22 protein-coding genes are annotated in these 25,185 nt (G+C 61.7%); 7 read left to right on the forward strand and 15 right to left on the reverse strand.

Annotated features, from left to right (window positions below; translation table 11 throughout):
- The first annotated feature begins 344 nt into the window (after positions 1-344).
- Positions 345-878, forward strand: coding sequence for an invasion associated locus B family protein (locus ETC27_RS03380; RefSeq protein WP_136253543.1), 534 nt, complete (start codon positions 345-347; stop codon positions 876-878).
- A 175-nt stretch (positions 879-1,053) separates the two neighbouring features.
- Here the strand turns inward: ETC27_RS03380 and etfB are convergent, their stop codons facing one another.
- The 10 genes from etfB to ETC27_RS03430 all read right to left on the reverse strand — a co-directional run bounded on the left by etfB (position 1,054) and on the right by ETC27_RS03430 (position 13,474).
- Entirely contained in the window at positions 1,054-1,878 is an 825-nt protein-coding gene (etfB, locus tag ETC27_RS03385) for an electron transfer flavoprotein subunit beta (RefSeq protein ID WP_136253544.1), read from the reverse strand.
- Positions 1,868-3,205 carry an electron transfer flavoprotein subunit alpha gene (gene etfA, locus ETC27_RS03390; protein WP_136253545.1) on the reverse strand — a complete coding sequence of 446 codons (1,338 nt, stop codon included), beginning with the start codon at positions 3,203-3,205 and terminating at the stop codon, positions 1,868-1,870. The genes etfB and etfA overlap by 11 nt, the downstream gene beginning before the upstream one ends.
- Positions 3,205-5,184, reverse strand: coding sequence for a (Fe-S)-binding protein (locus tag ETC27_RS03395; protein ID WP_136253546.1), 1,980 nt, complete (start codon positions 5,182-5,184; stop codon positions 3,205-3,207). The genes etfA and ETC27_RS03395 overlap by 1 nt, the downstream gene beginning before the upstream one ends.
- Before the next feature lie 91 nt (positions 5,185-5,275).
- Entirely contained in the window at positions 5,276-7,348 is a 2,073-nt protein-coding gene (gene dgcA, locus ETC27_RS03400) for a dimethylglycine demethylation protein DgcA (RefSeq protein ID WP_136253547.1), read from the reverse strand.
- A 12-nt stretch (positions 7,349-7,360) separates the two neighbouring features.
- Positions 7,361-7,906: a DUF5943 domain-containing protein gene (locus tag ETC27_RS03405; protein WP_136253548.1), complete on the reverse strand. Its 546-nt coding sequence runs from the start codon at positions 7,904-7,906 to the stop codon at positions 7,361-7,363.
- Between the two features lie 55 nt (positions 7,907-7,961).
- The gene (locus ETC27_RS03410; RefSeq protein WP_136253549.1) at positions 7,962-8,939 is read right to left on the reverse strand and encodes a dipeptidase; all 978 of its coding nucleotides are present in this window, start codon (positions 8,937-8,939) and stop codon (positions 7,962-7,964) included.
- A 155-nt stretch (positions 8,940-9,094) separates the two neighbouring features.
- On the reverse strand, positions 9,095-9,796 hold the full coding sequence (gene mtgA / locus ETC27_RS03415) for a monofunctional biosynthetic peptidoglycan transglycosylase (protein ID WP_136253550.1): 702 nt from the start codon (positions 9,794-9,796) through the stop codon (positions 9,095-9,097).
- 145 nt (positions 9,797-9,941) lie between these two features.
- Positions 9,942-11,111, reverse strand: a complete 1,170-nt coding sequence (gbdR, locus tag ETC27_RS03420; protein WP_136253551.1) for a choline metabolism transcriptional regulator GbdR — start codon at positions 11,109-11,111, stop codon at positions 9,942-9,944.
- A 378-nt stretch (positions 11,112-11,489) separates the two neighbouring features.
- Positions 11,490-12,347, reverse strand: coding sequence for an S-formylglutathione hydrolase (gene fghA, locus ETC27_RS03425; RefSeq protein ID WP_136253552.1), 858 nt, complete (start codon positions 12,345-12,347; stop codon positions 11,490-11,492).
- A 17-nt stretch (positions 12,348-12,364) separates the two neighbouring features.
- A complete protein-coding gene (locus tag ETC27_RS03430; protein WP_136253553.1) occupies positions 12,365-13,474 on the reverse strand; it encodes an S-(hydroxymethyl)glutathione dehydrogenase/class III alcohol dehydrogenase in 1,110 nt (369 codons plus the stop codon).
- A gap of 166 nt (positions 13,475-13,640) precedes the next feature.
- Between ETC27_RS03430 and ETC27_RS03435 the strand changes: the two genes are divergently transcribed.
- Positions 13,641-14,531 (forward strand): LysR substrate-binding domain-containing protein, encoded by an 891-nt coding sequence (locus ETC27_RS03435; protein ID WP_136253554.1) that lies wholly within the window; start codon positions 13,641-13,643, stop codon positions 14,529-14,531.
- Between the two features lie 101 nt (positions 14,532-14,632).
- Here ETC27_RS03435 and ETC27_RS03440 read toward each other — a convergent pair whose 3' ends face one another.
- Entirely contained in the window at positions 14,633-16,012 is a 1,380-nt protein-coding gene (locus ETC27_RS03440; RefSeq protein ID WP_136253555.1) for an L-serine ammonia-lyase, read from the reverse strand.
- A 163-nt stretch (positions 16,013-16,175) separates the two neighbouring features.
- On the opposite strand from ETC27_RS03440, the gene ETC27_RS03445 reads away from it, so the two are divergent.
- Together ETC27_RS03445 and ETC27_RS03450 are read left to right on the forward strand one after the other, a co-directional pair.
- Positions 16,176-17,099, forward strand: coding sequence for a LysR substrate-binding domain-containing protein (locus ETC27_RS03445; RefSeq protein ID WP_136253556.1), 924 nt, complete (start codon positions 16,176-16,178; stop codon positions 17,097-17,099).
- A gap of 96 nt (positions 17,100-17,195) precedes the next feature.
- Positions 17,196-17,822, forward strand: coding sequence for a hypothetical protein (locus ETC27_RS03450; RefSeq protein WP_136253557.1), 627 nt, complete (start codon positions 17,196-17,198; stop codon positions 17,820-17,822).
- Positions 17,823-17,940: 118 nt separating this feature from the next.
- Here ETC27_RS03450 and rpoD read toward each other — a convergent pair whose 3' ends face one another.
- From rpoD to rpsU, 3 genes are all read right to left on the reverse strand, one after another.
- Positions 17,941-19,782, reverse strand: coding sequence for an RNA polymerase sigma factor RpoD (rpoD, locus tag ETC27_RS03455; RefSeq protein ID WP_136253558.1), 1,842 nt, complete (start codon positions 19,780-19,782; stop codon positions 17,941-17,943).
- Between the two features lie 233 nt (positions 19,783-20,015).
- On the reverse strand, positions 20,016-21,860 hold the full coding sequence (dnaG, locus tag ETC27_RS03460; RefSeq protein WP_240724778.1) for a DNA primase: 1,845 nt from the start codon (positions 21,858-21,860) through the stop codon (positions 20,016-20,018).
- 133 nt (positions 21,861-21,993) lie between these two features.
- Positions 21,994-22,209, reverse strand: a complete 216-nt coding sequence (gene rpsU / locus ETC27_RS03465) for a 30S ribosomal protein S21 (protein WP_136253559.1) — start codon at positions 22,207-22,209, stop codon at positions 21,994-21,996.
- Positions 22,210-22,502: 293 nt separating this feature from the next.
- Here rpsU and tsaD point away from each other — a divergent pair, with 293 nt between their 5' ends.
- Entirely contained in the window at positions 22,503-23,534 is a 1,032-nt protein-coding gene (tsaD, locus tag ETC27_RS03470) for a tRNA (adenosine(37)-N6)-threonylcarbamoyltransferase complex transferase subunit TsaD (RefSeq protein ID WP_136253560.1), read from the forward strand.
- An 11-nt stretch (positions 23,535-23,545) separates the two neighbouring features.
- On the opposite strand, the gene plsY is transcribed toward tsaD, so the two are convergent.
- Positions 23,546-24,181: a glycerol-3-phosphate 1-O-acyltransferase PlsY gene (gene plsY, locus ETC27_RS03475; protein WP_205742672.1), complete on the reverse strand. Its 636-nt coding sequence runs from the start codon at positions 24,179-24,181 to the stop codon at positions 23,546-23,548.
- Positions 24,182-24,286: 105 nt separating this feature from the next.
- Here plsY and folB point away from each other — a divergent pair, with 105 nt between their 5' ends.
- Both folB and folK read left to right on the forward strand, forming a co-directional pair.
- Positions 24,287-24,643 (forward strand): dihydroneopterin aldolase, encoded by a 357-nt coding sequence (gene folB / locus ETC27_RS03480; protein ID WP_136253561.1) that lies wholly within the window; start codon positions 24,287-24,289, stop codon positions 24,641-24,643.
- The gene (gene folK / locus ETC27_RS03485) at positions 24,640-25,158 is read left to right on the forward strand and encodes a 2-amino-4-hydroxy-6-hydroxymethyldihydropteridine diphosphokinase (protein WP_136253562.1); all 519 of its coding nucleotides are present in this window, start codon (positions 24,640-24,642) and stop codon (positions 25,156-25,158) included. The genes folB and folK overlap by 4 nt, the downstream gene beginning before the upstream one ends.
- Positions 25,159-25,185 lie beyond the last annotated feature (27 nt).

Here is a 25,185-nt window from a genome sequence, read left to right on the forward strand (position 1 = left end):
CGCCTGCAGGGGAATTGATAACATCCCCTTGATAGCAACAGCAGATTCTGAAGGATAAGCGCGACCAAGAGCCTTACCTAAGCTCGACAAAGAGCCTTAGGGAAGCATCGCACTCTGTCACCCCCCACTCTCTTGCTTCGTAAAGGAATACGCCGCAAACGGCCCCACCGCTCCACTACGCGATCGCCTCGATCAACGAGTGGGGCTCGACCTCTACGGGGTCGACGGGGCATGGTAGATATCTCTATTCCGACATAGGCTCAGGGAGTCACTAGGCTCGCCGGCAACCGATACATGATGACCACGAACGTTCACGACCACCTGAATCAAGGAGGTATCTCCCAATGTTAGCCCCTCTTACCCGCCACCTTTGCATGACAGGTCTGCTGTCGCTGCTGGCTTTTGCCCCCAACGCACTGGCCCAGCAGGGCCCATCGGATCAAGCCCGTACCGATATCACCACCGAGCAATTCAGTGACTGGGAGGTCGTCTGCCCCAGCGAGGCCCGCCAGGGGAACTGCACCATGAACCAGGTGGTCAGCAATGCCGAGAGTAACCAGCCCTTGATGCGAGTGGTAGTCGCCTACCCGCCACAACTCGAGGGTAGCCCTGCAATCACTATCCTGCTGCCGCTGGGCGTGCGCCTGGCCCCGGGACTGCAGCTGAGCGCAGGAAGCGGACAGCCCGCCCAATTCCCCTATCAGGTCTGTCAGCAGCAAGGATGCCGCGCCGACCTGCCGCTCGAGCCGTCGATGTTTCAGGCACTACGCGCCGGTAGCAGCGCGACCGTGAGCTTCGTCGACCCTCGCGGCAACCGCAGGGACCTGGACATCTCGCTGATGGGCTTCACCGATGCGAGCCAGAGAATCGCGCCCTGAGCATAGCACCGAAAACGAAAAAGCCCCGGCACAAGGCCGGGGCTTTTTACTGAGGGAGCCATGAAACAAGGGGAGTACAGCTGGTCGATGCTGCGTGCACCGGCAACACCACTACCGCCCGCCGATCGCTATCATCTAGCGCCCAACTGCTGGCAGCAATGGCGCAACGCCTGCTCTAGCGCAGCACTCCCTCATCCTTGAGCAGTTTGTAGATGGCTTCGGCACCCTCGTCGGGCGTGACATCCGAAAGAACCTGACCACCACCGCCTTCGGCCTTGGCCGCCGCGGCCTTGAAACGATCCCGGGCTGAGGCAGCCTTGACGATCTTGAGACGCTTGGGCCGTTTACGGGCCGGCTGCATCGTCCAGCTGGAGAGTGCCTCATCCTTGCAGGCATCTACCGTCAACGACTGGCATTCACCGCGGCGCGCCGGGCCAAAGGCACTCTGGCGTGCCGCGGGAGCGGCACTGTCAACGGTCACGATAGCTGGCAGACGGACCTTGAGCCGTCGGCGCTGGCCGCGCGGCAGTGCCTGCAGTACCGTCGCCACCCCCTGACTCACCTCCTCGATGGCGGCCAGCCCTTGCACCAGAGGCCACCCCAGGCGTTCAGCCAGCAGATACGCCAGCATGCCCGACCCTTCGCCCTGCTCGGCACGTTCACCGGCAATCACCAGCTGCGGTCCCCAGTCCTCCAGCGCTTCGCCGAGGGCCACGCTGACATCGCTGCCAGCGGGCTGCTCGAGTAGCGTCAGATCCTTGAACCCCATGCCCAGATAGCCGCGCAGGGCCTGCTCGCTGTCCGCATCGTAGCGGCCGGCATGCACCAGGCGTGTCTGCGCCTCGGGAAGCGAGAGAGCCAGCTCCACACCACGAGCATCGAGATCGGCACGCCGCCCCCGGCCGGTCACCGGATGGCGACCGACAGAGACCAAGGCGACGACATCCAGAACCGGGGTCGTCGAAGCACGCCGTTTGGGTGCTTGGATATCAGGCGGCATTGCGGGCCTCCTTATCAGTAGTGGCGGACGCGTCTGAGGATTCGGTCGCCCCTTCCTGCCCGCGCGCGGATTGAACCCGAGCGACCAATGCCGAGAGAACCGCGGCGGCATCGCCGATCACCGCCAGGTCGGCCCGCTTGACCATGTCACAGCCGGCATCCATGTTAATGGAAATGACCTTTTCGCAAGGCTGGATGCCCTGCAAATGCTGGATGGCGCCACTGATACCCACTGCCACGTAGACGCGGGCGGTCACCCAGGTACCGGTGGCCCCCACCTGACGATCGCGGGGCATGTAGCCATCGTCGACCGCCACGCGAGAAGCGCCTTCCGTTGCCCCCAATACCTTGGCGGCTTCATGGAAACCGTCCCAATCACGCACGCCGTTGCCGGCGGAGAGAATGAACTCGGCTTCAGACAGCGCAACGCCGGCAGGATCGACGGGCACTTGGCCAAGATCCTCGATCCAGGGCGCATCGACGCCGCCCGGCAAGGCCGGCTCAGAGACTTCAGGCAGGCCGGCTTCAAGCATCAGCGGCGTCGCCGCGTGACGCGTCTCGCTGATCGGCTCGGCGCATTCGGCCAGAGCCATCACCAAGCGCGGCATTGGGCGCAGAATATCCTTGCTGCCCGCGGCACCTCGTGCGGTGCACTGCCAGCCAAGCGGCGCCTCCGGGTCCTCGATCACTTGCCAAAGGCCAGTGACAGGGCGCTCTCCCAACCGCGCCGCCATCCGACGACCCAGATCACCACCACCGAGACCTGAATCCGGCAACAGCCAGTGACGCGGCGCAAATTCACGCTCGACGGCCTCGAGCAATACCAGACGACGTTCCGGCGCGAAGCCCTCGACCGCCTCGAGTGCGATCACTCGGTCGGCGCCGGCCTCGTCCACATCTTCCGGGGCTGCCCCGAAGGTCACTACCGCCACGGCGCCCCGAGCATCGGGATCGGCATCGGCGAGCTGACGGGCCAACCCCAGCAGGTCGCGATCGTGGCCAGACAGGCGACCACCCCCCATGTCCGGCACCACCGTCACCAGGAACGCCGGCTCGTCGATCTCGACGCGGGGCTTACTGACGGCAGCCGAGGCCCGTGCACCGCCAGCGCCTTGACCCTGCTGAACGCCACTGCGGTCAATGCGCCTGATGCCATGGGGCCCCATGAAGCCCACGGCATGCGGATTCTTGCGGACCAGGCCCTGCGGCCCCATCCATTCGCTGGCCGCCCCTCGACCGAGTTCCGCCAGCACCTCCAGGTGCTTGGGATGCAGTCGGTTGCGGGCAATCCATTCCTTACGCGGATCTCGACGTAAAATCTCACTCATCACGACACCTCCACGGCCTGAGGCCCTTGTGCCTGGGAACGGTCGCCGGCGCTCGCCGGTGCCTCTACCAGTGCATTGGCAACGAGTTCCGCGATGTCGCGCACCTCGGCGGTAGAGTCGACCACGCCCTCAAGCATGGCGGTACACTGCGGGCAACCCACCGCCACCATATCGGCACCCGTCTCGCCAACGTCGCCCATACGCATGTCGGGAATACGTTGCTTGCCCGGAACGTCGGTGATGGCAGCCCCGCCGCCGCCACCGCAGCAGCGCGAGCGGAAGCCGGAGCGCTCCATCTCGGCGACCTCGATACCCAGCGCCTTGAGCACATTGCGCGGTGCCTCGAACTCGCCGTTATAGCGACCGAGATAGCAGGGATCGTGGTAGGTCACCCGACCGCCCTTCCAGGGAGCGAAGGCCAGCTTGCCGGCATCATAGAGTTCGGCGATGAAGGTCGAGTGGTGACGCACCTCGTACTCGCCACCCAGCTCGCCATACTCGTTGCCGAGCACATGGAAGCTGTGCGGGTCACAGGTAACGATACGCTTGAAACGATACTTCGACAGGGTGGCGATATTGCGTTTGGCCAGGCTCTGGAAGGTGGCCTCATCGCCCAGGCGCCGCGCCACGTCGCCGCTGTCGCGCTCCTCGTCACCGAGCACGGCAAAGTCGACATCAGCGGCACGCAATACCTTGACCAGTGAACGCAGCGTACGCTGGTTACGCATGTCATAGGCGCCATCACCCAACCACAACAGCACCTCGGCTTCACCACGATCGGCCATCAATGGCAGCGCTAGGTCAGCGGCCCAGTGCATGCGGGCGCCGGGGTCGAAGCCGCCGGGGTTGTCGGTCGCGATCAGGTTGTCGAGGACCTCTGCCCCTTTATTGGGGGTATTGCCGTGCTCAAGGGTCATGAAACGGCGCATGTCGACGATGGCATCGACATGCTCGATCATCATCGGGCACTCCTCGACGCAGGCGCGACAGGTGGTGCACGACCACAGGGTATCGGCGTCTACCAGTGCCTTGCCCTGGCGAGCCACGATGGGCCCATCGGCACTGCCTTCATGCTCCCCTACCGGCTTGCCGGGATAAGGGCTGCCGGCATACTCGGCATCACTGCCGCCGGCCATACCGACGACCATGTCCTGGATCAGCTTCTTGGGATTGAGCGGCTGGCCGGCGGCGAAGGCGGGGCATACCGCCTCGCAGCGACCACACTGCACGCAGGCATCGAACCCGAGCAGTTGATTCCAGGTAAAGTCACTGGGCGTTTCCACGCCCAGCGGCGCCTCGTGGTCGTCCAGGTTCAGCGCCTTGAGACCCGTCGAGCGCCCTTCGCCTCCCTCTTTAGTGGAGAAACGGTCAGGACGGCGATGGAAGGCCAGATGAAGGGCACCGGCAAAGGCGTGCTTCATGGGCCCGCCCCAGGTCATGCCGAAGAACATCTCGCCCAGGCCCCAGACCAACACGGCGGAGAGCACCAGCGCCAGGATCCAGCTGCCGAAATCTTCAGGCAACAGACCGACGGCGGGCAGGGTAATGGCGAAGGTGCTCAGCGAGAAGGCCATCAGGCTTTTGGGCAGCCGCATCCACGGGCCCTTGGAAAGGCGAGCCGGCGGGTTGCGACGGCGGCGAGCCACGAAGCAGCTGCCGGCAAACATGGTGGCACTAGCGGCAAGCAGCACCCAGCCGAGGATGCCTTCGGCCAAGCCCAGGCCGTGCACCAGGACCATCAGCACGGCCGCCGCGACGAATCCGCCGGCGGTGGCCACGTGCGTATTGGATATCATCTTGTCGCGGGCGACCACATGGTGGAGATCCACCAGGTAGCGACGCGGGATGGCGGCTAGCCCCTTGAGCAGGGAAACGGGGGCGGGACGACCTTGGCGCCACAGGCGGACACGCCGCCAGGCACCGACCACCGCCAGCGCCAGTGCACCAGCGATCAGGATCGGCAGGAGGGTATCGAGCATCTCGGCTCACCTCGCAATATTGGAATTGTTGGGCGGCCCGGCCATCACTGACCGGGCCGCTGAGGGCTTCAAGTGCTACGCCAATGGGCGCTTAGAAGTCCTTGCAGAGACGCAGGGCGTCGTAGATAGCCGCATGGGTGTTGCGCGGCGCGGTGCAGTCACCGAGACGGAACAGCAGCGGCTCTTCACCTTCCTCGCTCAAGCATGGCTGCGGCTGGATGGCGTAGAGGGCCTCCAGGTCCACCTGTCCCTTGTTGCGGGACTTATCCTTGAGCGCGTAGTAAAGCGCCTCATCGGGACGCACGCCGTTCTCGACGACCACTTGATCGACCACGCGCTCTTCCTGAGTCCCGGTATACTCGTTCTCGAGTACCGCGACCAGTGAATCGCCCTCGCGATAGACCTTGTGCAGCATCAGGTCGGAGGTCATGATCACCTCCTTCTGATAAAGACTCCGGTAGTAGGTCGGGAAGGTGGTCCCCCCCACCGCCGCGCCTGGCTTGATGTCATCGGTGACGATCTCGACCTTGGCCCCCTTGTCGGCCAAGTAGTCCGCCGCGGACATCCCGGAGAACTCGCACAGCGCATCATAGATCAGCACGTTCTTGCCCGGCTCTACCTTGCCATTGAGAATGTCCCAGGTGCTCACGACCAAGCTTTCATCCTGATTCTCAGAGTAGCCCCACTCTGGATACTGCTCGAGGTAAGGATGACCACCGGTGGCTAGCACCACGATGTCCGGACGCAGATCAAGAATGGTTGCCTCATCGGCACGCGTGCCCATGCGCTGGTCAACCTTGAGGCGATCCAGTTCGAGCTGGAACCAGCGGGTGATGCCGGCAATCTGATCACGCTGCGGTGCCTTGGAGGCGGTGGTGATCTGCCCCCCTAGCTGATCTGCAGCCTCGAACAGCGTGACCTCATGACCTCGCTCGGCGGCGACGCGCGCCGCTTCCATGCCACCAGGACCACCGCCGACCACCACGACCTTGCGCTTCTTGCCTTCGGTCTGCTCGATGATGTGCGGCAGCCCCATGTACTCGCGCGACGTGGCGGCGTTCTGGATGCACAGCACGTCGAGTCCCTGATACTGACGGTCGATGCAGTAGTTGGCGCCCACGCACTGCTTGATCTGGTCGACCTGATCCATCTTGATCTTGGTGATCAGGTGCGGGTCAGCAATGTGCGCGCGCGTCATGCCCACGAGGTCCACATACCCCCCCTCGAGGATACGCTGGGCCTGATTGGGATCCTTGATGTTCTGGGCGTGGATGACCGGCGCCTTGACCACTTCCTTGACGCCCGCTGCCAGGTGCAGGAAGGGCTCCGGCGGATAGGCCATGTTGGGAATGACGTTGGCCAGGGTGTCATGGGTGTCGCAGCCCGAGCCGACCACACCGAAGAAATCGACCATGCCGGTTTCATCGTAATAGGCGGCGATCTGCTTCATGTCATCGTGGGACAGGCCGTCCGGATGGAACTCGTCGCCGCAGATGCGCAGGCCGACGCAGAAGTCGTCGCCGACCTCGGCGCGTACCGCCTTGAGCACCTCCATGCCGAAACGCATGCGGTTCTCGAAGCTGCCGCCCCACTCGTCGGTCCGCTTGTTGACGCGCGGGCTCCAGAACTGGTCGATCAGGTGCTGGTGCACGGCGGACAGCTCGACGCCATCCAGGCCACCTTCCTTCGCACGACGCGCGGCCTGAGCGAAGTCACCGATAATGCGCCAGATATCCTCTTCTTCGATGGTCTTGCAGGTCGAGCGGTGAACCGGCTCGCGAATACCCGAGGGCGACAGCAGGGTCGACCAGTCGAAGCCGTCCCAGCGTGAGCGACGTCCCATGTGGGTGATCTGGATCATGATCTTGCCGCCGTGCTTGTGCACCGCGTCCGCCAGATTCTGGAAGTGCGGAATGATCCGGTCGGTAGCCAGGTTCACCGAGCTCCACCAGCCCTGGGGACTGTCGATGGAGACCACTGAAGAACCACCGCAGATGCACAGGCCGCAGCCGCCCTTGGCCTTTTCCTCGTAGTACTTCACGTACCGGTCGGTGGTCATGCCGCCGTCGGTGGCATGCACTTCAGCGTGTGCGGTGCTGACCACGCGGTTACGAATGGTCAGATTGCCGATTTTGATCGGCTGGAAGATCGCGTCGAATGCCATGGTTATGCTTCCTCAGCCCTGTGGGGTGTCGAGCGGACGGGTAACGAAAAATCCGACGTCGCAGCCTTCTTCGGCTCCGCTCTGCGTCTGTTCGGCGACGGTGCGCAACTCGCTGCCACGCGCGGAAAGGATCTGGTCCATGGCACCGGCGAACCAACCGGTAAACATGTACTCGATCTTCCGGTCGACCTTGCCCATCTGATAGACGAAGGCGCTGTGCTCAAGGCGTACACGACAGGTACCGGCGTCGAGATCGATGGCCTCGGTGATGAACAGTCCCCAGCCGCGCTGCGAGAGACGCTTCATGTAGTGTTCGAAGACGTCCACACCCTCGAGGCCGTGGCACTCGGCTTCCTTCTCGCACCAGTGCCAGGCACTCTTGTAGCCGGCTTTGTAAAGAATCTCGGCGTACTTCTCGGCGCCCAGCGCTTCTTCCACGGCCATGTGGTTGTTGATGAAAAAGTGACGCGGCACATACAGCATGGGCAGGGCGTCAGTCGTCCAGATACCGGTGTCGGCATCTACCTCTATGGGCAGTTCGGGGGCCATCTTGGTCACGGGGTGTCTCGCTTACGTTGTTGTTGGTCTCGAATCTATCGGATAGCGGCGCCGTTCAGGCGCCCCACACGTCCTTAAGGGTGCGGACCCAGTTCTCGCCCATGATCTTGCGCACCTGGCGCTCGCTCATGCCGCGACGGAGCAGCGCGTCGGTGAGGTTCGGGAACTCGCCGATGGTGCGGATACCCTCGGGATTGATGATATCGCCGAAGCGGGTCAGGCGACGCGCATAGCCCTTGTCATGGGTCAGCCACTCAAAGAAGTCATGACCGTGGCCCTGGGTGAAGTCGGTACCGATACCGATGGCATCTTCACCGACGATGTTCATGACGTACTCGATGGCTTCGACATAGTCGTCAACGGTGGCGTCGACGCCGGCACGCAGGAAGGGAGTGAACATGGTCACGCCGACGAAGCCGCCGTTGTCGGCGATGAACTTGAGTTCGGCGTCGGACTTGTTGCGCGGGTGTTCCTTGAGCCCAGACGGCAGGCAGTGCGAGTAGCAGACCGGCTTCTCGGAGGCCTCGATGACCTCACGAGAGGTATTCTCGCCAACGTGGGAGAGATCGCACATGATGCCCACACGGTTCATCTCGGCGACGACCTCACGGCCAAAGCCGGACAGGCCGCCGTCACGCTCGTAGCAGCCGGTACCCACCAGGTTCTGGGTGTTGTAGCACATCTGCACGATGCCCACGCCAAGCTTCTTGAAGATCTCGATATAACCGAGCTGGTCTTCGAAGGCATGGGCGTTCTGGAAACCGTAGATGATGCCGGTCTTGCCCTCTTCCTTGGCCCGTGCAATGTCGGCGGTGGTCCGTACCGGCAGCACCAGATCCGAGCTATCGGCCATCAGGGCATTGGTCTTGACGATGTTGTCGACGGTTGCCTGAAAACCTTCCCAGACGGAGACGGTGCAGTTGGCCGCGGTCAGACCACCCTTGCGCATGTCCTCGAACAGCTCACGGTTCCATTTGGCGATGACGAGACCATCGATAACGATGGCGTCCTGATGCAGGTCGGAAGAGGTCATGAAGGGTACTCCAAGCAAGAAGATGACTTGCCGGCAGCATAGCCCCGGGACTGCCCCGCTCGTCGCTTGGAAGCGACCGGGAGTTTTCCAAAAACGTCAGAGCTGTCGCGATCGCGATATTAGCATCCGACTATTACAAGCGTTCGAGGTAGGTATTACAGGCGTTCGAGGTAGGAAACTCCGCCCAAGTTATTCATTTGCTGGCGAATCCAGCGACTGCGTTCCTCGATATAGGGGCCAGGGCGTGAAGCGCTCCATCCCCGAGGATTGGGCAGGATCGCTGCCAGGCGGCTGGCCTGATTGACATTAAGTCGAGCGGCGCTGACTCCGAAGTAATGCTGAGCAGCGGCTTCCAGGCCGAAGACACCTCTATCCCACTCGACGATATTCAGATAGACCTCGAGGATGCGCTCCTTTGGCCAAAGCGCTTCGATGAGCAAGGTAAACCAGGCCTCGAGCCCCTTGCGCAGCCAGTTGCGTCCAGTCCACAGAAAGAGGTTCTTGGCGGTCTGCTGACTGATGGTACTGGCCCCACGCAGGCCCTCGCCATTGCGGCTTGATTCGATGGCGCGACGAATCTGTTCGAGATCAAAGCCATGATGCTCGGGGAATCGCTGATCCTCGGCGGCGATCACTGCGATCTTGGCATGCCCGGAAAGCTCCGCCCAGGGCCGCCATTGCTGGTCGATGTTGATCGGTTCGCCACCGACCCAGGACTCGAGCTTGCGCTCGACCATCACCATCGAGCCGAACACCGGCACCACCCGGAACAGCAACACCAGCAGCAGTGAAGCGGCAACGAAGCCCCCCGCCGCCCACAACACAGTGCGCAGTAATTTGCCTTGCCAATCGCTCATGTCGGCCTCGGGACGCTCATCGGGCCCGCAGTATAACAAGCCAACAAGCAAATGCCGCGCCCTCAGGGCACGGCATTGATGGGAGCAACCAGCCCGCTAGGGGCATGACCTGGGCGTGACGACCCCATTAGCGCCAACTTCTGCTCTAGAGCGGCACGCTTGCATAGGTCGGCTCTCCCTGCGCCTGGGTCAGCGCCAGCACGGCACTGGAAACGGGCTCGAGTGACACCCCCTCGCTCTGCAGCGATGTAAAAGCCCCTTCGGGGCCCGCGGCAAAAACCTGACGCGCCTGCCGACTGCCGATTCCCTGCCGCTCGTCCCGTGGCGGCATGCCGAAATACTCCCGATAGCACTTGGAAAAATGCGGCGTTGAAACGAAACCACAGGCCGAGGCCACCTCGATGATCGACATCGCGGTCTGCTTGAGCAGCTGCCGAGCCCGAGTCAAGCGCAGCTTGAGGTAATAGCGTGACGGCGAGCAGTGCAGGTATTTCTGGAACAGTCGCTCGAGTTGGCGACGCGAGACGTCCACGTAGTTTGCCAGCTCATCAAGGGAGATAGGTTCTTCATGGTTGGCTTCCATCAGCGCCACGATCTCCAGAAGCTTGGGCTGCGTAGTGCCCAGCACGTGTTTGAGCGGTACCCGCTGCAGGTCCTGGTCGCCGCGCACCCGGTCGTAGATGAACATCTCAGAGATACTGGCCGAGAGCTCGCGGCCATGATCCAGAGCGATCAGATGCAACATCATGTCAAGCGGCGCGGTGCCGCCAGAGGCGGTAACCCGGTCGCGATCGATGGAAAACAATCGAGAGCTCAGAGCGACCCGCGGATAGGATTCCTGCATGGCGGCCATGGACTCCCAGTGAGTGCTGGTCTCATAGCCGTCAAGTAGCCCCGCCTTGGCAAGCGCCCAACTGCCGGTACAAACCGAGCCGATCCGACGGGATTGACGGGCCTGGGTCTGCAACCAGTAGGTGTGCTCGCGCTGGACAGACCGTTGCGGAGCGACGCCACCGCAGACGATCACGGTATCCAGGTTCAGCGGCGTCTGGAAACCGGCATCCGGCGTGACACGTAGGCCGTCACTGGCGGTCACTAGGCAGCCGTCGTGACTAATGGTGTACCAGCGATAGAGCTCTCGTCCCGCCAACTGGTTCGCCATGCGCAGCGGCTCAATGACCGAGGACAACGACATCAGGGTGAAGTTATCGAGCAGCAGGAAGCCAAAGGTCTGCGGCGATTTGGCCGCAGAGGGCTTGGACTGAGAAGAGGGCAAGGCAGATGACTGGCGAGGCCCTTGGGAAGCAGTAGTCATGGTCAGGACTCCAGCACGGTATATCGGCAAGGATCACGTCGACCCTCACGTCTTTATGGTTGTTGTGTAAGCAACACGCAGTAGCGCCATCGCCTGGTCAATCACGGTGGCGTTATCGATGTCCAGATCGCGACACGTGAGCAAGACAACCCCGCTATGAATGTCGCCATCAGGCAAGAGATAGCCTAAATGTAATCTGTGTGTCGCTTTTTGACATGCCAAATTTAGCTATCGAATGCACCGTTTCGGTGAACTGAAATAATCGGTGCACACGCCATGGGCCAGAAAGCGAAAAGGGCCCTTCGCCCGAAGGAGAAGAGCCCTGACGCGCCCCTAGCCCGAAAGGAAGAGAAACGGGGCAAGTAAGATCGAGTCCACTCAGCGTTTCTTGTACAGCTGCTCGGCGTGATAACGCAGGTGATCCTCAATAAAGGTGGCAATGAAGTAGTAACTGTGGTCATAGCCGGCATGCCGGCGCAGTGTCAGCGGATGATCGCGTTTTTCACACGCCGCCTCCAGCCGTTCTGGCATCAGCTGCTCGTCAAGGAAGTTGTCGGCCTCGCCCTGATCGATGAACAACGGCTGGCGCGAGGCGCCCTTGGCCACCAGCTCACAGGCGTCATATTGAGTCCAGTTACGCGTGTCTTCACCCAGGTAATGGGTAAACGCTTTCTGCCCCCAGGGGCTTGCCACCGGATTCACGACCGGCGCGAATGCTGAAACCGCCGCGTACTGCCCAGGACGACGCAGCGCCAGTACCAAGGCACCATGACCGCCCATGGAGTGCCCGCTGATCGACTCGCGACCGTTGACCGGGAAGTGCTGGCGTACGACCGAAGGTAGCTCCTCGGCCACGTAGTCGTACATGCGGTAGTGCTTGGCCCAGGGTTCCTGGGTGGCATTCACGTAGAAGCCGGCTCCACTGCCGAAATCGTAGCTGTCATGCTCGCCGGGCAGATCCAGCCCTCGCGGGCTGGTATCCGGACAGACGATGGCGATGCCAAGCTCGGCGGCGAGCCGCTGAGCACCGGCCTTCTGCATGAAGTTCTCGTCGGTGCAGGTCAGCCCCGACAGCCACCACATCAACGGCACCCGCTCGGTCTCGGCTTGAGGCGGCAGATAGATGGAAAAGACCATCTCGCAGTCCAGCGCCCGCGCGTGATGCTTGTAGCGCTTGAGCCAGCCGCCGAAGCTCTTGGTGGCAGATACCAGTTCCAGGGATTCGGACATGCTCATCGGTGCGTCTCCTTCGCTCAGAAATGCAGTACGGTGCGAATGCTCTTGCCCGCATGCAGCAATTCGAAGGCTTCGTTGATCTTCTCGAACGGCATGTCTTGGGTGATGAACTCGTCAATCTTGAGCTCACCCTTCATGTAGCGATCGACATAACCCGGCAGCTCGCTGCGACCCTTGACGCCACCGAAGGCGGAGCCTTTCCAGACGCGCCCGGTCACCAGCTGGAAGGGCCGCGTGGAGATTTCCTCACCGGCACCGGCGACGCCGATGATGATCGACTCGCCCCACCCCTTGTGGCAGCACTCCAGCGCCGAACGCATGACATTGACATTGCCGATGCACTCGAAGGAGTAGTCGACGCCGCCATCGGTCAGATCGACGATGACCTGCTGGATCGAATCGCTGTAGTCATTCGGATTGACGAACTCGGTGGCACCGAACTCGCGCGCCAATTCGAACTTCTCCGGGTTGATGTCGATGGCGATGATGCGGCTGGCCTTAGCCATTTGCGCGCCATGGATGACGGCAAGGCCGATGGCACCGAGACCGAACACGGCGATGGTGGAGCCCGGCTCGACCTTGGCCGTATTCATGACAGCACCGATACCCGTGGTCACACCACAGCCGAGCAGGCAAATCTTGTCCAGCGGGGCTTCCTTGGACACCTTGGCAAGCGATACCTCAGGCACCACGGTGTACTCGGAGAACGTCGAGCAGCCCATGTAATGATGCAGGGGCTTACCGTCCAGTGAGAAGCGCGAGGTGCCATCCGGCATCAGGCCCTTGCCTTGAGTGGCACGCACCGAGCTGCACAGATTGGTCTTGCCAGAAAGGCAGAATTTGCACTGACCGCACTCGGCCGTATAGAGCGGGATGACGTGGTCGCCGGGCACAAGCCCCGTCACGCCCTCGCCGACTTCCTCAACGATACCGGCACCTTCGTGACCCAGCACCGAGGGAAAGAGGCCTTCCGGATCGGAGCCGGACAGCGTATAGGCATCGGTATGGCAGACGCTGGTGGCGACCATGCGAACCAGCACTTCACCGGCCTTGGGAGGCTCGACGTCGATTTCTGTGAGTTCCAGCGGCTTGCCGGCTTCCAGTGCAATAGCGGCACGAGATTTCATGGCGACTCCAGACAGTAGGATGTAGGAACATATATCAGCCGGTCAGGAGAAAAACGTTGCCGGCTGTAGTGAAACCAGTCTAGGCGACAGCGCCTGTCGCGATAAACTGGGTGGGACACACAAAATTGTTGTCACTCAGCAAAGATCAGGGAGCATCCTTCACCACATGCAACGCTGGGATCGTATCGAAGCCTTCGTCGAAGTGGTTCGCCTGGGCAGCTTCTCTGCCGCGGCACGCACGCTCAAGGTCTCGACGTCACACGTCAGCCGGCTGGTAGGCCAGCTCGAGAATCAGCTCGGGGCCACACTGCTCTACCGTACCACGCGACAACTACACCTGACCGATGCCGGCACTCTCTACTATGAGCATTGCCGCCATCTGTTCGATGGTTTCCAGGAGGCCGAAGCCGCCGTTCATGACTTCCATGCGCGACCCAAGGGCGTGCTCAAGCTGACATCTTCGACCACCTTTGGTGAGCGTTTCATCGCCCCGCTGGTCAATGATTTTCAGCGCCAGCACCCACAGCTCGAGGTGGATATGCACTTCACCAATCGCCGCGTCGAGCTGATCGACGAGGGCTATGACGTGGCGATTCGCATGGGAGTGCTCAAGGACTCGACGCTGATCGCAAGGCGCCTGTGTGAGCGCCGCGAGTACGTGGTCGGCTCGCGGGACTACTTCGCTCAGGTCCCCCGCCCACATTCGCTGACCGAACTTGCCACTCACACCTGCCTGCTCGGCTCCCGGGATCAATGGCTGTTCGAGGTCGATGGGATGCGCCGAGAGGTTCGCGTCGGCGGTCGCTGGCAGGCCAATTCGGGCCCCGCCCTGCTGGATGCGACTCTCAAGGGACTGGGCATCGCACAGCTGCCGGACTACTACGTCGAGGCGCATCTCGCCAGCGGCGAGCTGGTCTCGGTACTCGACCACTTTCGTCACCGCGACACCGCTGTCTGGGCGGTGTATCCCCGACACCGCCACCTCTCACCCAAGGTTCGCCAGTTCGTCGACTACCTGGTCGCCCATATTCACGAGGTGTTGCCGGCGCGGCGCTGACAGCGCCGGGTCGGCGATGTAGCGACACTAACGGGCGCATAAAAAAGGGCGCCCAGCGGGCGCCCAAGGGGTTGATCAATGACGAGCCAGGCCCGCCAGAATCAGCATTCGATGGCATTAACGGCAAGACCGCCGCGCGAGGTTTCCTTGTACTTGTCCTGCATGTCGCGACCGGTGTCGCGCATGGTGCGGATCGCCTTGTCCAGCGAGATGAAGTGCTCGCCGTCACCACGAAGCGCCATCTGGGCAGCATTGATAGCCTTGACCGAGGCGATGGCATTGCGCTCGATGCACGGCACCTGCACCAGCCCACCGACCGGGTCGCAGGTCAGACCCAGGTTATGCTCAAGGCCGATCTCGGCGGCATTCTCTACCTGGCCGATGCTGCCCCCCATGATCTCGGCGAGTCCGGCGGCGGCCATCGCGCAGGCCGAGCCAACCTCGCCCTGACAGCCCACTTCGGCGCCAGAAATCGAGGCGTTCTTCTTGCACAAGATGCCCACCGCACCGGCGGCCAGCAGGAAGTCGACCACGTCGCGCTCACAGGCGTCGGGCTGGAACTTCATGTAATAGTGCAGCACCGCCGGAATGATGCCCGCCGCACCGTTGGTGGGCGCGGTGACCATGCGCCCACCGGCGGCATTCTCCTCGTTGACTGCCAGGGCAAAGACGTTGACCCAGTCCATTGCCGAGAAGGTAGAGGTAATCAGGCTATGACTGCCTTCCATCGCCACCAGACGACGATGCAGCGAGGCGGCACGACGCTTGACGTTCAATCCACCGGGCAACACACCTTCGTTGGTGAAGCCGGTCTCGACGCAGTCGCGCATGGCCTGCCAGATCGTCCACAGGCCGTCGCGGATCTCCCGCTCACTGCGCCACGCCTTCTCGTTCTCGAGCATCAACTCTGAGATGCGCATGTCATGCATGCGACAAAGCGCCAACAGCTCACCAGCACTATTAAAATCGTAAGGCAGCGGCGTGGTATCGGTATCCAGGGCGCCGCCCTGGGCCTGAGCCTCGTCGATCACGAAACCGCCACCCACTGAATAGTAGGTATTGCGGTACAGCTCATCGCTATGACCGTGGGCAATCAGGCGCATCGCGTTGGGGTGATGCGGCAGGCATTCGTCTAACAGCTGCATGTCGCGCGACCACAGGAAGGGGATCGCCAGGCGGTTGTCGAGCAACAGAGTACGAGATTCCACCAGCTCCTCGATGCAAGGATTGATGGTGTTGGTATCAATGGTGCTCGGCAGCTCCCCCATCAGCCCCATGATCACTGCCCGGTCGGTGCCGTGACCAATACCGGTAGCTGACAGCGAGCCATACAGGCACACTTCGACACGCGCCACTCGCTCGAGCAGATCAAGCGAGCGCAGCTCCTCGACGAAATCATGAGCGGCCTGCATCGGCCCCACCGTGTGGGAACTCGACGGACCGATACCGATTTTGAACAGGTCGAAGACGCTGATGGACATGGTTCACCTCATTAAAGGAAGCATGGCTTGGATGCCTGGGGAGCCATTGACATCAATTTGGCTAAAGGTGGCACCCCAATCAGGCCAGATGAACCTATAGTGGTTCGGAAGGAGGCGCGATACAATCCAGAAATACTCGCTTCAACTTTAGAAAAACTAAATCATGAGCCGATCCCTCAATTCGCAGACCCATGCCTGGTTGAAGGTCTTCGCGGTCAGCGCTCGCCATCTGTCCTTCACTCGCGCTGCCGAAGAGCTGCACGTTACCACCGGCGCGGTCAGCCAGCAGATCAAGCAGCTCGAGGAGCGGCTCGGCTTCAAGCTGTTCAGGCGTCTGCCACGACGCCTAGAGCTCACCGACGAGGGGCGTCGATTGGCCCTGGTCGTCGATGACGCCTACCAGGCCGTGGGCCTCGAAGTCAGGCGACTGCGCAGCGGGGTGATGAGCGGCATCCTCAGGTTGCGCTCGGTGCCCTCCTTTCTTGCCAAGTGGCTGATGCCTCGCCTACCCCGACTACAGGCCCGCTTCCCCGACATCGAACTGCAGGTCGTCGCCGAAGACAGCAGCATCTCGCTGCGCGAGGGCGACTTCGATCTCGCCCTGGACCTCAACGATGGCCACTACCCGGGGCTCGCCATCACACCACTGATGGACGAAGTGATCTTCCCGGTCTGCGCGCCAAGTCTGCTGCGCGGCAAACCCCCGCTACGCCGTCCGGAGGACCTGGCCTGGTACCCCCTACTGCATGATGTCACCGCCTGGCGCGGCAGCAGCGACTATGCTGAATGGGAGCACTTCCTGCACGAGATCGACGCCCCCCACGTGGGCGTTCAGCGAGGCTATACGTTCAACCGCAACCAACTGACCATGGATGCGGCGAGTGCCGGCATGGGCGTGGCCATCGCCCGCCAGACCCTGATTACCAATGAGCTAAAGACTGGCACGCTGATCGCACCGTTCTCGCAACGCGTCGCAACCGGCAAACGCTACGGTATCGTCCATGCGCCGGGCGCCCTGGATGACCGACGCGTCAAGGCGGTACACGACTGGCTGGTCGAAGAGGCTCAACGGGTATCTGGCAACTAGCCGTGCAGGTGGTCACTTCGACGACAATTGCGATAAAATAGCGAGTCAACTAATTATTGCATCACCAACACACGCCCCAAAGGATTGGCTGCTCGCATGTCTCCAGAGACCATTAGCTTTCGCTCCACCTGCCTTCGCGCACTGTGCTACATCCTGCTAACCGCCGCTCTGGTGCAGGGCGTTTACCTGGAGGCCATCCACCTGCCTGACACTCGGCTTTCCGAAGTCGGCTTCACTGAACTCACTCAGTCGACCCTACTTGCGATCTGCGTCATCCTGCTGGCTTACGTTCGCTTCGGACTCCGCCAATTGCCGACTATCAGTCTGCTGATGATGGCCTTCCTCGGCGCTTCATTGGTTCGCGAACAAGACGCCCTGCTCGACGCCTACGTCTTCGATGGCGCCTGGCAGGTCATCGTTACCCTGATCGTACTGCCCAGCCTTTATGCCGTGATCCGCGCCCGACACACCTTTCTCGCCGAGTTCGAACGCTACGCCAACAGCTTCTCTTTCGGGCTTTTCGCGGCTGGCTTTCTGGTCACCTATGTCTTCTCGCGGCTCTATGGCCGCGGCGAGATGTGGATGGCAATTCTCGGCGACGCCTATGTGCGGGACTTCAAGAATGCCGCTGAGGAGACCACCGAACTGCTCGGCTATGCACTGCTGTTGTTCGCGGTCATCGAACTCACGCTGCTGGCACGGCGTCGCCTGACGACCCGCTAGGAACGCCGCCAGCATCACCACGACCGAAAGCCAGACGCAAAAACGCCCGCAAGCCATGCTTGCGGGCGTTTTCATACTGCTATGGCGTTAGCCGCATTGACCGCGGCTACCCCGAACCTTACTCGTCGAGGAAGGAGCGCAGCGATTCGGAACGTGACGGATGGCGCAACTTGCGCAACGCCTTGGCCTCGATTTGACGAATACGCTCGCGGGTAACGTCGAACTGTTTACCGACTTCCTCGAGGGTATGGTCGGTATTCATGTCGATGCCGAAGCGCATGCGCAGCACCTTGGCCTCGCGCGCCGTCAGCCCGCCAAGCACATTGCGCGTCGCCTCGATCAGGCCCTCGCCAGTGGCGAGATCGATAGGCAGCAGCATGGTGCCGTCTTCGATGAAATCACCCAGATGTGAATCGTCATCGTCACCGATCGGCGTCTCCATGGAGATCGGTTCCTTGGCGATCTTGAGCACCTTGCGGACCTTGTCCTCGGGCATCTCAAGACGCTCACCAAGCTCCTCAGGCGTCGGCTCGCGACCCATCTCCTGCAGCATCTGCCGCGACACGCGGTTCAGCTTGTTGATGGTCTCGATCATGTGCACCGGAATACGGATGGTACGTGCCTGGTCGGCGATCGAGCGGGTAATCGCCTGACGAATCCACCAGGTAGCGTAGGTCGAGAACTTGTAGCCGCGACGGTATTCGAACTTGTCGACCGCCTTCATCAGACCAATATTACCTTCCTGGATCAGATCCAAGAACTGCAAGCCGCGGTTGGTATACTTCTTGGCGATCGAAATCACCAGACGCAGGTTGGCCTCGACCATCTCCTTCTTGGCCCGGCGCGCCTTGGCTTCACCGATCGATAGCCGACGATTGACCTCTTTCAGCTCAGGCACCTGGAGCTGGACCATGTCTTCTTCGAAGGCGATCTTGCGCTGAGCGCGGGCCACATCGCCGCGGAACGGCTCAAGACGATCCTTGAAGCGGCCATTGGCTGCGAAGAATTCATCCAGCCACTCGCTGCGCGACTCATTGCCCGGGAACGACTTGATGAACGTCTTGCGCGGCACTTTGCCTTTCTTGACGAAGATCTGCAGGATCGCTTTTTCCTGATGGCGAACCTGCTCGACGCTGATCCTTACCTGACCCACCAAACGCTCGAAGTGCTTGGGCACCAGCTTGATCGGCGAGAACAACTCGGCGAGACGCGCCTGCTCGTCATTCGCCTTTTTGGAGCCACGGCCATGCGTTTCGATCGCGGCTTGCACGATGGCGTTCTGCTCGCGAATCTGCTCGAAACGCGCCTTGGCTTCCTCAGGATCGGGGCCGCTGGTGGTCTCTTCCTCCTCGGCGTCCTCGTCGTCCTCGACGCCTTCGCCATCGGACTCGCTCACCGGCTCCTCGACAACTTCGGCTTCGGCGACACCGGGAATGCCCTCATCGGGGTCGATGAAACCAGAAAACAGGTCGGACAGGCGACCAGGCGCCTCTTCGTCCTGTGTGCCGTCATATACCTCGAGGATCGACTCGACCGCACCGGGCAGGTACGCAAGCGCCGACATCACTTCACGCGTACCTTCTTCGATACGCTTGGCGATCTTGATCTCGCCTTCACGGGTCAGCAGTTCGACGGTACCCATCTCGCGCATGTACATGCGCACCGGGTCAGTCGTGCGACCGACATCGCTCTCCACTGCCGCCAATGCCGCCACGGCCTCTTCGGCCGCGTGCTCATCGGTGGAGTGATCCGCCATCATCAAGGTGTCTTCATCGGGTGCTTCTTCAACGACATTAATCCCCATGTCGTTGATCATGCCGATGATATCTTCCACTTGATCCGGGTCGGCGATATCCTCAGGAAGGTGGTCGTTGACCTCGGCATAGGTCAGGTAACCCTGTTCCTTGCCGCGCGCGATCAACTCCTTCAGACGCGACTGCTGCTGCGCATTTCCAGCCATAGAAACCCTATCTCGACGAAGAAGAATGAAGCACCCGAACGATCAGGCATGAAAAACCATAAAGCCGATCAGTATAGCGGTAAGATGGGCTATCCCGCCAGTATTGCGTTTGCGGTGCCGTTCAGGTGTGTTAGGTTGTTTGGTTGTGCTCGGGGTAGGAGCATCGCGATACATCCTTAGATGGTGCTGATGCGCCACATTTCAACCCCGCCACGAAATCGTATCGACGCCCGTCAGCGACCAAGCGACACAAGCAGCTCCATCAAACGCTGCCGCTCTTCCCGCGTCAGCCTCTGCCCGCCTTTTTCCTTGTCCAACAAGGCCGCGTACTCGCTTTGCGGCGTCTGGCGAGACTGAGCACGCCGAAAGTGCTCCACCAGGCCATCCAGTTCAGTGGCGCGCGCCGCCGGTGGCATCAGCAGCTCACGTCGCGCCAGACCGGCCAGGCGCTCCCCCTCTGGCGTGCCATGAAAGTGCGCCAACAGTACCTGAATGCTGCGATAACGCCCCGCTCGCAAGAGCTTGACCAGATCCTTGAACAGCGCACCATCGGCATCTTGCTCGGGGCACCAATCGAGGTCATCAGGCAGACGGTCCACCAGGGTTGGCTCATGAACCAACAACTGAAGCGCGCGAGCAATCAAGCTCATGGCGCCGCTTCGCGTTGCGGCCTGTGGCGCGCTGCCTTGAGCGCCTTGCTCATCGGGTGCCCGCCAGGCCTCCTGGGACATTCCACTGTCGACGTCCTGGCCAAGCGGCTCGGCTGGCGCCTTGGCGGTCAACAACGCCGTAAAACGCGCCTGATCGACCCCCGTCCGCGAAGCGAGCTCGCTTAGCATCAGCGACTTCAACACCCCTTCCGGCAACTGCTCGATGGCCTTGAGCACCTGGCTGGCATAGCGCTCGCGATCCTCGACACTCGAGAGATCGCGCCCGCGCCCAGCCTGCTCAAAGAGAAACTCTGATAACGGGCTTGCGCAGGTCACACGGTTCTGGAAAGCCTCAGGACCTTCCCGGCGCACCAGACTGTCCGGGTCCTCGCCCTCGGGCAGGAACAGGAATCGCGCCTGACGACCATCGATCATCAGCGGCAGGACATTGGCCAGTGCGCGACTGGCCGCCTGGCGTCCGGCCTGATCACCATCGAAGCAGAACACCACCTCGCCAACCAGGCGAAATAGCCGGGTCAGATGCTCCTCGCTGGTCGAGGTACCAAGGGTGGCCACCGCATTGCGGATGCCAAATTGCGCAAGCGCCACCACGTCCATGTAGCCCTCGACGATCACCACCCGCTCGAGGTGACGATTCGCCTGACGCGCCTCATAAAGGCCGTAGAGCTCACGCCCCTTGTGAAAGACCGGGCTTTCCGGCGAATTCAGGTACTTGGGCTTGGCATCACCCAACACTCGACCACCGAAGGCGATGGTGCGCCCCTTGAAGTCACGGATCGGAAAGACGACCCGATCGCGAAACCGGTCATAGGTGCGACCGCTATCTTCGCGATGTACCAAGAGGCCATACTCGATCTGCACCGCCTCCGACACGCCCTGACTGGAAAGATGGCGCTTGAGCGCCTCCCAGTCATCAGGGGCATAGCCGATAGCGAACTCGTCCTGCACCTCGGGTGACAGGTCGCGACGCTCCAGATAGCGCCTGGCCTCTTGCGCCTCAGGCATCTTCAATCGCTCGCGGAAAAAACGTGCCGCCAGCTCCAGAAGATTGACGCCTTCCTTGCGTTTTTGCTCCCGGGCCTTGGCATGAGGATCGTCGGCGCCCTCTCGAGGCACCTCGATTCCCTGCCGAGCCGCCAATTGCTCTACGGCCTCGGGAAAACGCAGATTGTCGTGCTCCATCAGGAAGCGCAGCGCATTGCCGTGCGCCCCGCAGCCGAAGCAGTGATAGAACTGCTTGTCCTGACTCACGGTGAACGAGGGTGATTTTTCCTGATGGAAGGGACATAGCCCTGCATGATTACGACCGTTTTTCTTGAGCGTCACCCGTTCGCCGACGACCTCGACCACATCCACACGGGCGAGCAGGTCATCGATAAAGCGTTGTGGGATCTGGCCCATGGCCATCACGAGGCATCCTGAAAAACGGCGAACTGTGGCCGCAGCGGAACACTCCGCCGCGGCCACTAAAAAACAAACGGCCACCGTATGGCGGCCGCTTGGCATCCCTCTAGGACGGCATGGCCGCCCTTAGTACGGATTAATACAGCCGCTCGAAACGCTTCTTCTCACGCTGGAGCTTCTTGGCGTGACGCTTGACAGCGGCAGCAGCCTTGCGCTTGCGCTCGGCGGTCGGCTTCTCGTAGTGCTCGCGACGACGCACTTCGGACAGAACACCGGCTTTTTCGCAGGAACGCTTGAAGCGACGCAGCGCGACGTCGAACGGCTCGTTATCACGTACTTTGACAGAAGGCATTAAGCACTCACCTACCTTGGAATCATGAGTTCGGTTTGAACGCACGCCTCGAGTATTTCGCATCGCTTGAAACATAACGTCCAGGCCGCTTTGAAGCGACGTCGGCAATCATCAGGAAAAAGCGGACAGCGAGTGGAACCCGGGCGCACGACCCAGTCATACAGCGGACAATATTCTAGTCGTGGCCTGCCAACTTTGCAAACCTTGGCATCAAGCCGGTGCCCGACGACACCCAAAACACGTATAATAATCGGTTTACTGTTAGCCAGTTATCATAAGCTTGGGGCTTTATCATGCGCGTACTAGGGATCGAGACGTCCTGTGACGAGACCGGCGTTGCCCTCTTCGACACCGAGCGGGGACTAATTGCCGATGCCCTTTACAGCCAGATCGCCATGCATGCCGATTATGGTGGCGTGGTGCCGGAGCTCGCCTCCCGCGACCACACGCGCAAGCTGCTGCCGCTCATTGAGGAAGTGCTCGACAGTGGTGGTTTGACGCGACGCGATCTCGACGGCATCGCCTATACCGCAGGCCCGGGCCTGGTCGGCGCCCTGATGGTGGGCGCCTCCACCGCCCATGGCCTGTCACGCGCGCTGAACATCCCGGTGCTGGGTGTCCACCACATGGAGGGGCACCTGCTGGCCCCGATGCTCGAGGACGAACCGCCCGCCTTTCCCTTCGTGGCCCTGCTGGTATCGGGCGGCCACACGCAGCTGGTCGAGGTTCGTGGGCTTGGCGACTATCAGTTGCTCGGGGAATCGGTGGACGATGCCGCTGGCGAGGCCTTCGACAAGGCCGCCAAGATGCTGGGCCTTGAGTACCCGGGCGGCCCCAATGTGGCACGCCTGGCCGAACAGGGCGATCCGACACGCTTTCGCTTCCCGCGTCCGATGACCGGTCGGCCGGGTCTCGATTTCAGCTTCTCGGGGCTGAAAACCCATACCCTGACCGCCATCCGCCACCTCAAGGAGGCCGGCCAACTCGATGACCAGGCACGCGCCGACGTCGCCCGCGCCTTCGAGGAAGCCGTGGTCGATACCTTGGTGATCAAGTGCCGGCGAGCGCTGGATGTCACCGGCCTTAAGCGCCTGGTCGTCGCAGGCGGCGTCAGTGCCAACGCAAGACTACGTGAACGCCTGGCGGTGGAAACCGACAAGCGTGGCGCCAAGGCGTTCTATCCTCGTGGGCGCTTCTGCACCGACAACGGTGCCATGATCGCCTATGTCGGCGCGCAACGCCTGCTGGCCGGTGAGCGCAACGACAGCGCCATGCGCGCCGTACCACGCTGGCCGCTGGATCAGTTAACGCCTGCGGGGCACTGATTGCTTCCTCACTACCTATCGCGCCCTAACTCCTCGTCACGGGCGCTATCCGTCGATAGCGCCTGCTCGCCGCCGCGGCCCAGGCGACGGATATTCCATACGTGACGCACCACCACCAGTATCGCGAAGATGATGATCACGCCTGCATAGTCGGGCGAAAGCCACAGACTTGCCAGTGGTGCGAGCGTCGCGCTGGCAAGCGACGCCACCGACGCCGTACGTACCCGCCAGGCGAGCAGGACCCAGCAAGCGGCACTGACCAATGCCACACCGGGGGCCAGTACCAGCAATAGCCCGAAGGCACTGGCCACCGCCTTGCCGCCGCGAAAGTGGTGCCAAGGCGGGTAGCTGTGGCCCAGCAGCACCGCAAGCCCCACCAGCCCCTGGGCCCATGGCGGCAACCCCTGCGCCTGAGCGACCAGCAGTACCGGCATGCCCTTGGCAGCATCCAGTGCAAGGGTTACCAGTGCCAGCCGCGTGCCATAGAGGCGCAGCACATTGGAAAACCCCGGATTGCAGGACCCCGCCAGCCGAGGATCGCGCACCCCGGCACACCGACATACGAGCAGAGCGCCCAGAGCGCTACCACTGAGATAACCCAGCACCAGCAGCGACCCCATGACGAGAGCCAGATAACTTGGCGGCATTAGGATCCTCCCGAGCATCGCAGCGGCCAGCCATGATTCTGCCCGCTGACTCACGTACAATCGAGCCCGGCAATTCTTAAAGACCGACTGGTGGGGGATGCATTGATGGATTGCGTGTTGATCGAGGCGCTTGAGGTAGACACCGTGATCGGCGTCTACGACTGGGAGCGTGACATACGCCAGCGTCTGGTCCTCGACCTGGAACTGGCCACCGATATCCGCCCCGCCGCGACCGATGACGATATCGACAAGACCCTGGACTACGCGGCCATCAGCGAGCGCATTGCCGCTTACGCAGACGAGCATGACTTCGCGCTGGTGGAAACCTTTGCCGAACGCCTGGCCGCCACCCTACGCGAGGAATTCGGTATCGCCTGGCTTGCCCTCACGGTACGCAAGCCCGGCGCCGTGGCCAGCGCCCGGGCCGTTGGTGTACGCATCACGCGAGGCGAACGCCCATGAACCAGGTGACCGTCAGCATCGGCAGCAACATCGAACGCGACAAGCATGTTCGCCTCTGCCTCGACGCGCTTCATGCCGCTTTCGGTGAGCTTGCCGTGTCCAGGGTCTTCGAGAGTGAACCGGTAGGCTTCGAGGACGGGCGCAACTTCTACAACCTGGTGGCGGCCTTTTACAGCGACGCCTCAGTCGGCGAATTACAGGCCTGGTGCAAACGCCTCGAATTTGCCAACGGCCGAGTGAAAGACAGTGCCAAATTCAGTCCTCGCACCCTCGATATCGACCTCTTGACGGTGGGCGCGCTCACCGGCGAGCACGACGGCATCGAACTGCCACGTGACGAAATCACCCAACATGCCTTCGTCCTGAAGCCGCTGGCGGAACTCTTGCCCGCGGCGACGCACCCGGTCAGTGGCGAGCGCTATGACTGCCTATGGCAACGCTTCGATGCCGGCGACCAGCGCCTGTGGCCAGTGGATTTCTCCTGGCAGCAACAGTGGATCTCTCGCGCCGATTAAGCCACACCTGAAAACTGCCTAGCGCAG

It is taken from the genome of Onishia niordana, from assembly GCF_004798965.1.
Lineage (GTDB): Bacteria > Pseudomonadota > Gammaproteobacteria > Pseudomonadales > Halomonadaceae > Onishia > Onishia niordana.

Bases quoted from the DNA above. Each gene is read 5' to 3' on its own strand.
- ETC27_RS03380 (WP_136253543.1), top strand. From the start codon at position 345: ATGTTAGCCCCTCTTACCCGCCACCTTTGCATGACAGGTCTGCTGTCG.
- etfB (WP_136253544.1), bottom strand. From the start codon at position 1,878: ATGCCGCCTGATATCCAAGCACCCAAACGGCGTGCTTCGACGACCCCG.
- etfA (WP_136253545.1), bottom strand. From the start codon at position 3,205: ATGAGTGAGATTTTACGTCGAGATCCGCGTAAGGAATGGATTGCCCGC.
- ETC27_RS03395 (WP_136253546.1), bottom strand. From the start codon at position 5,184: ATGCTCGATACCCTCCTGCCGATCCTGATCGCTGGTGCACTGGCGCTG.
- dgcA (WP_136253547.1), bottom strand. From the start codon at position 7,348: ATGGCATTCGACGCGATCTTCCAGCCGATCAAAATCGGCAATCTGACC.
- ETC27_RS03410 (WP_136253549.1), bottom strand. From the start codon at position 8,939: ATGACCTCTTCCGACCTGCATCAGGACGCCATCGTTATCGATGGTCTC.
- mtgA (WP_136253550.1), bottom strand. From the start codon at position 9,796: ATGAGCGATTGGCAAGGCAAATTACTGCGCACTGTGTTGTGGGCGGCG.
- gbdR (WP_136253551.1), bottom strand. From the start codon at position 11,111: ATGACTACTGCTTCCCAAGGGCCTCGCCAGTCATCTGCCTTGCCCTCT.
- fghA (WP_136253552.1), bottom strand. From the start codon at position 12,347: ATGAGCATGTCCGAATCCCTGGAACTGGTATCTGCCACCAAGAGCTTC.
- ETC27_RS03430 (WP_136253553.1), bottom strand. From the start codon at position 13,474: ATGAAATCTCGTGCCGCTATTGCACTGGAAGCCGGCAAGCCGCTGGAA.
- ETC27_RS03435 (WP_136253554.1), top strand. From the start codon at position 13,641: ATGCAACGCTGGGATCGTATCGAAGCCTTCGTCGAAGTGGTTCGCCTG.
- ETC27_RS03440 (WP_136253555.1), bottom strand. From the start codon at position 16,012: ATGTCCATCAGCGTCTTCGACCTGTTCAAAATCGGTATCGGTCCGTCG.
- ETC27_RS03445 (WP_136253556.1), top strand. From the start codon at position 16,176: ATGAGCCGATCCCTCAATTCGCAGACCCATGCCTGGTTGAAGGTCTTC.
- ETC27_RS03450 (WP_136253557.1), top strand. From the start codon at position 17,196: ATGTCTCCAGAGACCATTAGCTTTCGCTCCACCTGCCTTCGCGCACTG.
- rpoD (WP_136253558.1), bottom strand. From the start codon at position 19,782: ATGGCTGGAAATGCGCAGCAGCAGTCGCGTCTGAAGGAGTTGATCGCG.
- dnaG (WP_240724778.1), bottom strand. From the start codon at position 21,860: ATGGCCATGGGCCAGATCCCACAACGCTTTATCGATGACCTGCTCGCC.
- rpsU (WP_136253559.1), bottom strand. From the start codon at position 22,209: ATGCCTTCTGTCAAAGTACGTGATAACGAGCCGTTCGACGTCGCGCTG.
- tsaD (WP_136253560.1), top strand. From the start codon at position 22,503: ATGCGCGTACTAGGGATCGAGACGTCCTGTGACGAGACCGGCGTTGCC.
- plsY (WP_205742672.1), bottom strand. From the start codon at position 24,181: ATGCCGCCAAGTTATCTGGCTCTCGTCATGGGGTCGCTGCTGGTGCTG.
- folB (WP_136253561.1), top strand. From the start codon at position 24,287: ATGGATTGCGTGTTGATCGAGGCGCTTGAGGTAGACACCGTGATCGGC.
- folK (WP_136253562.1), top strand. From the start codon at position 24,640: ATGAACCAGGTGACCGTCAGCATCGGCAGCAACATCGAACGCGACAAG.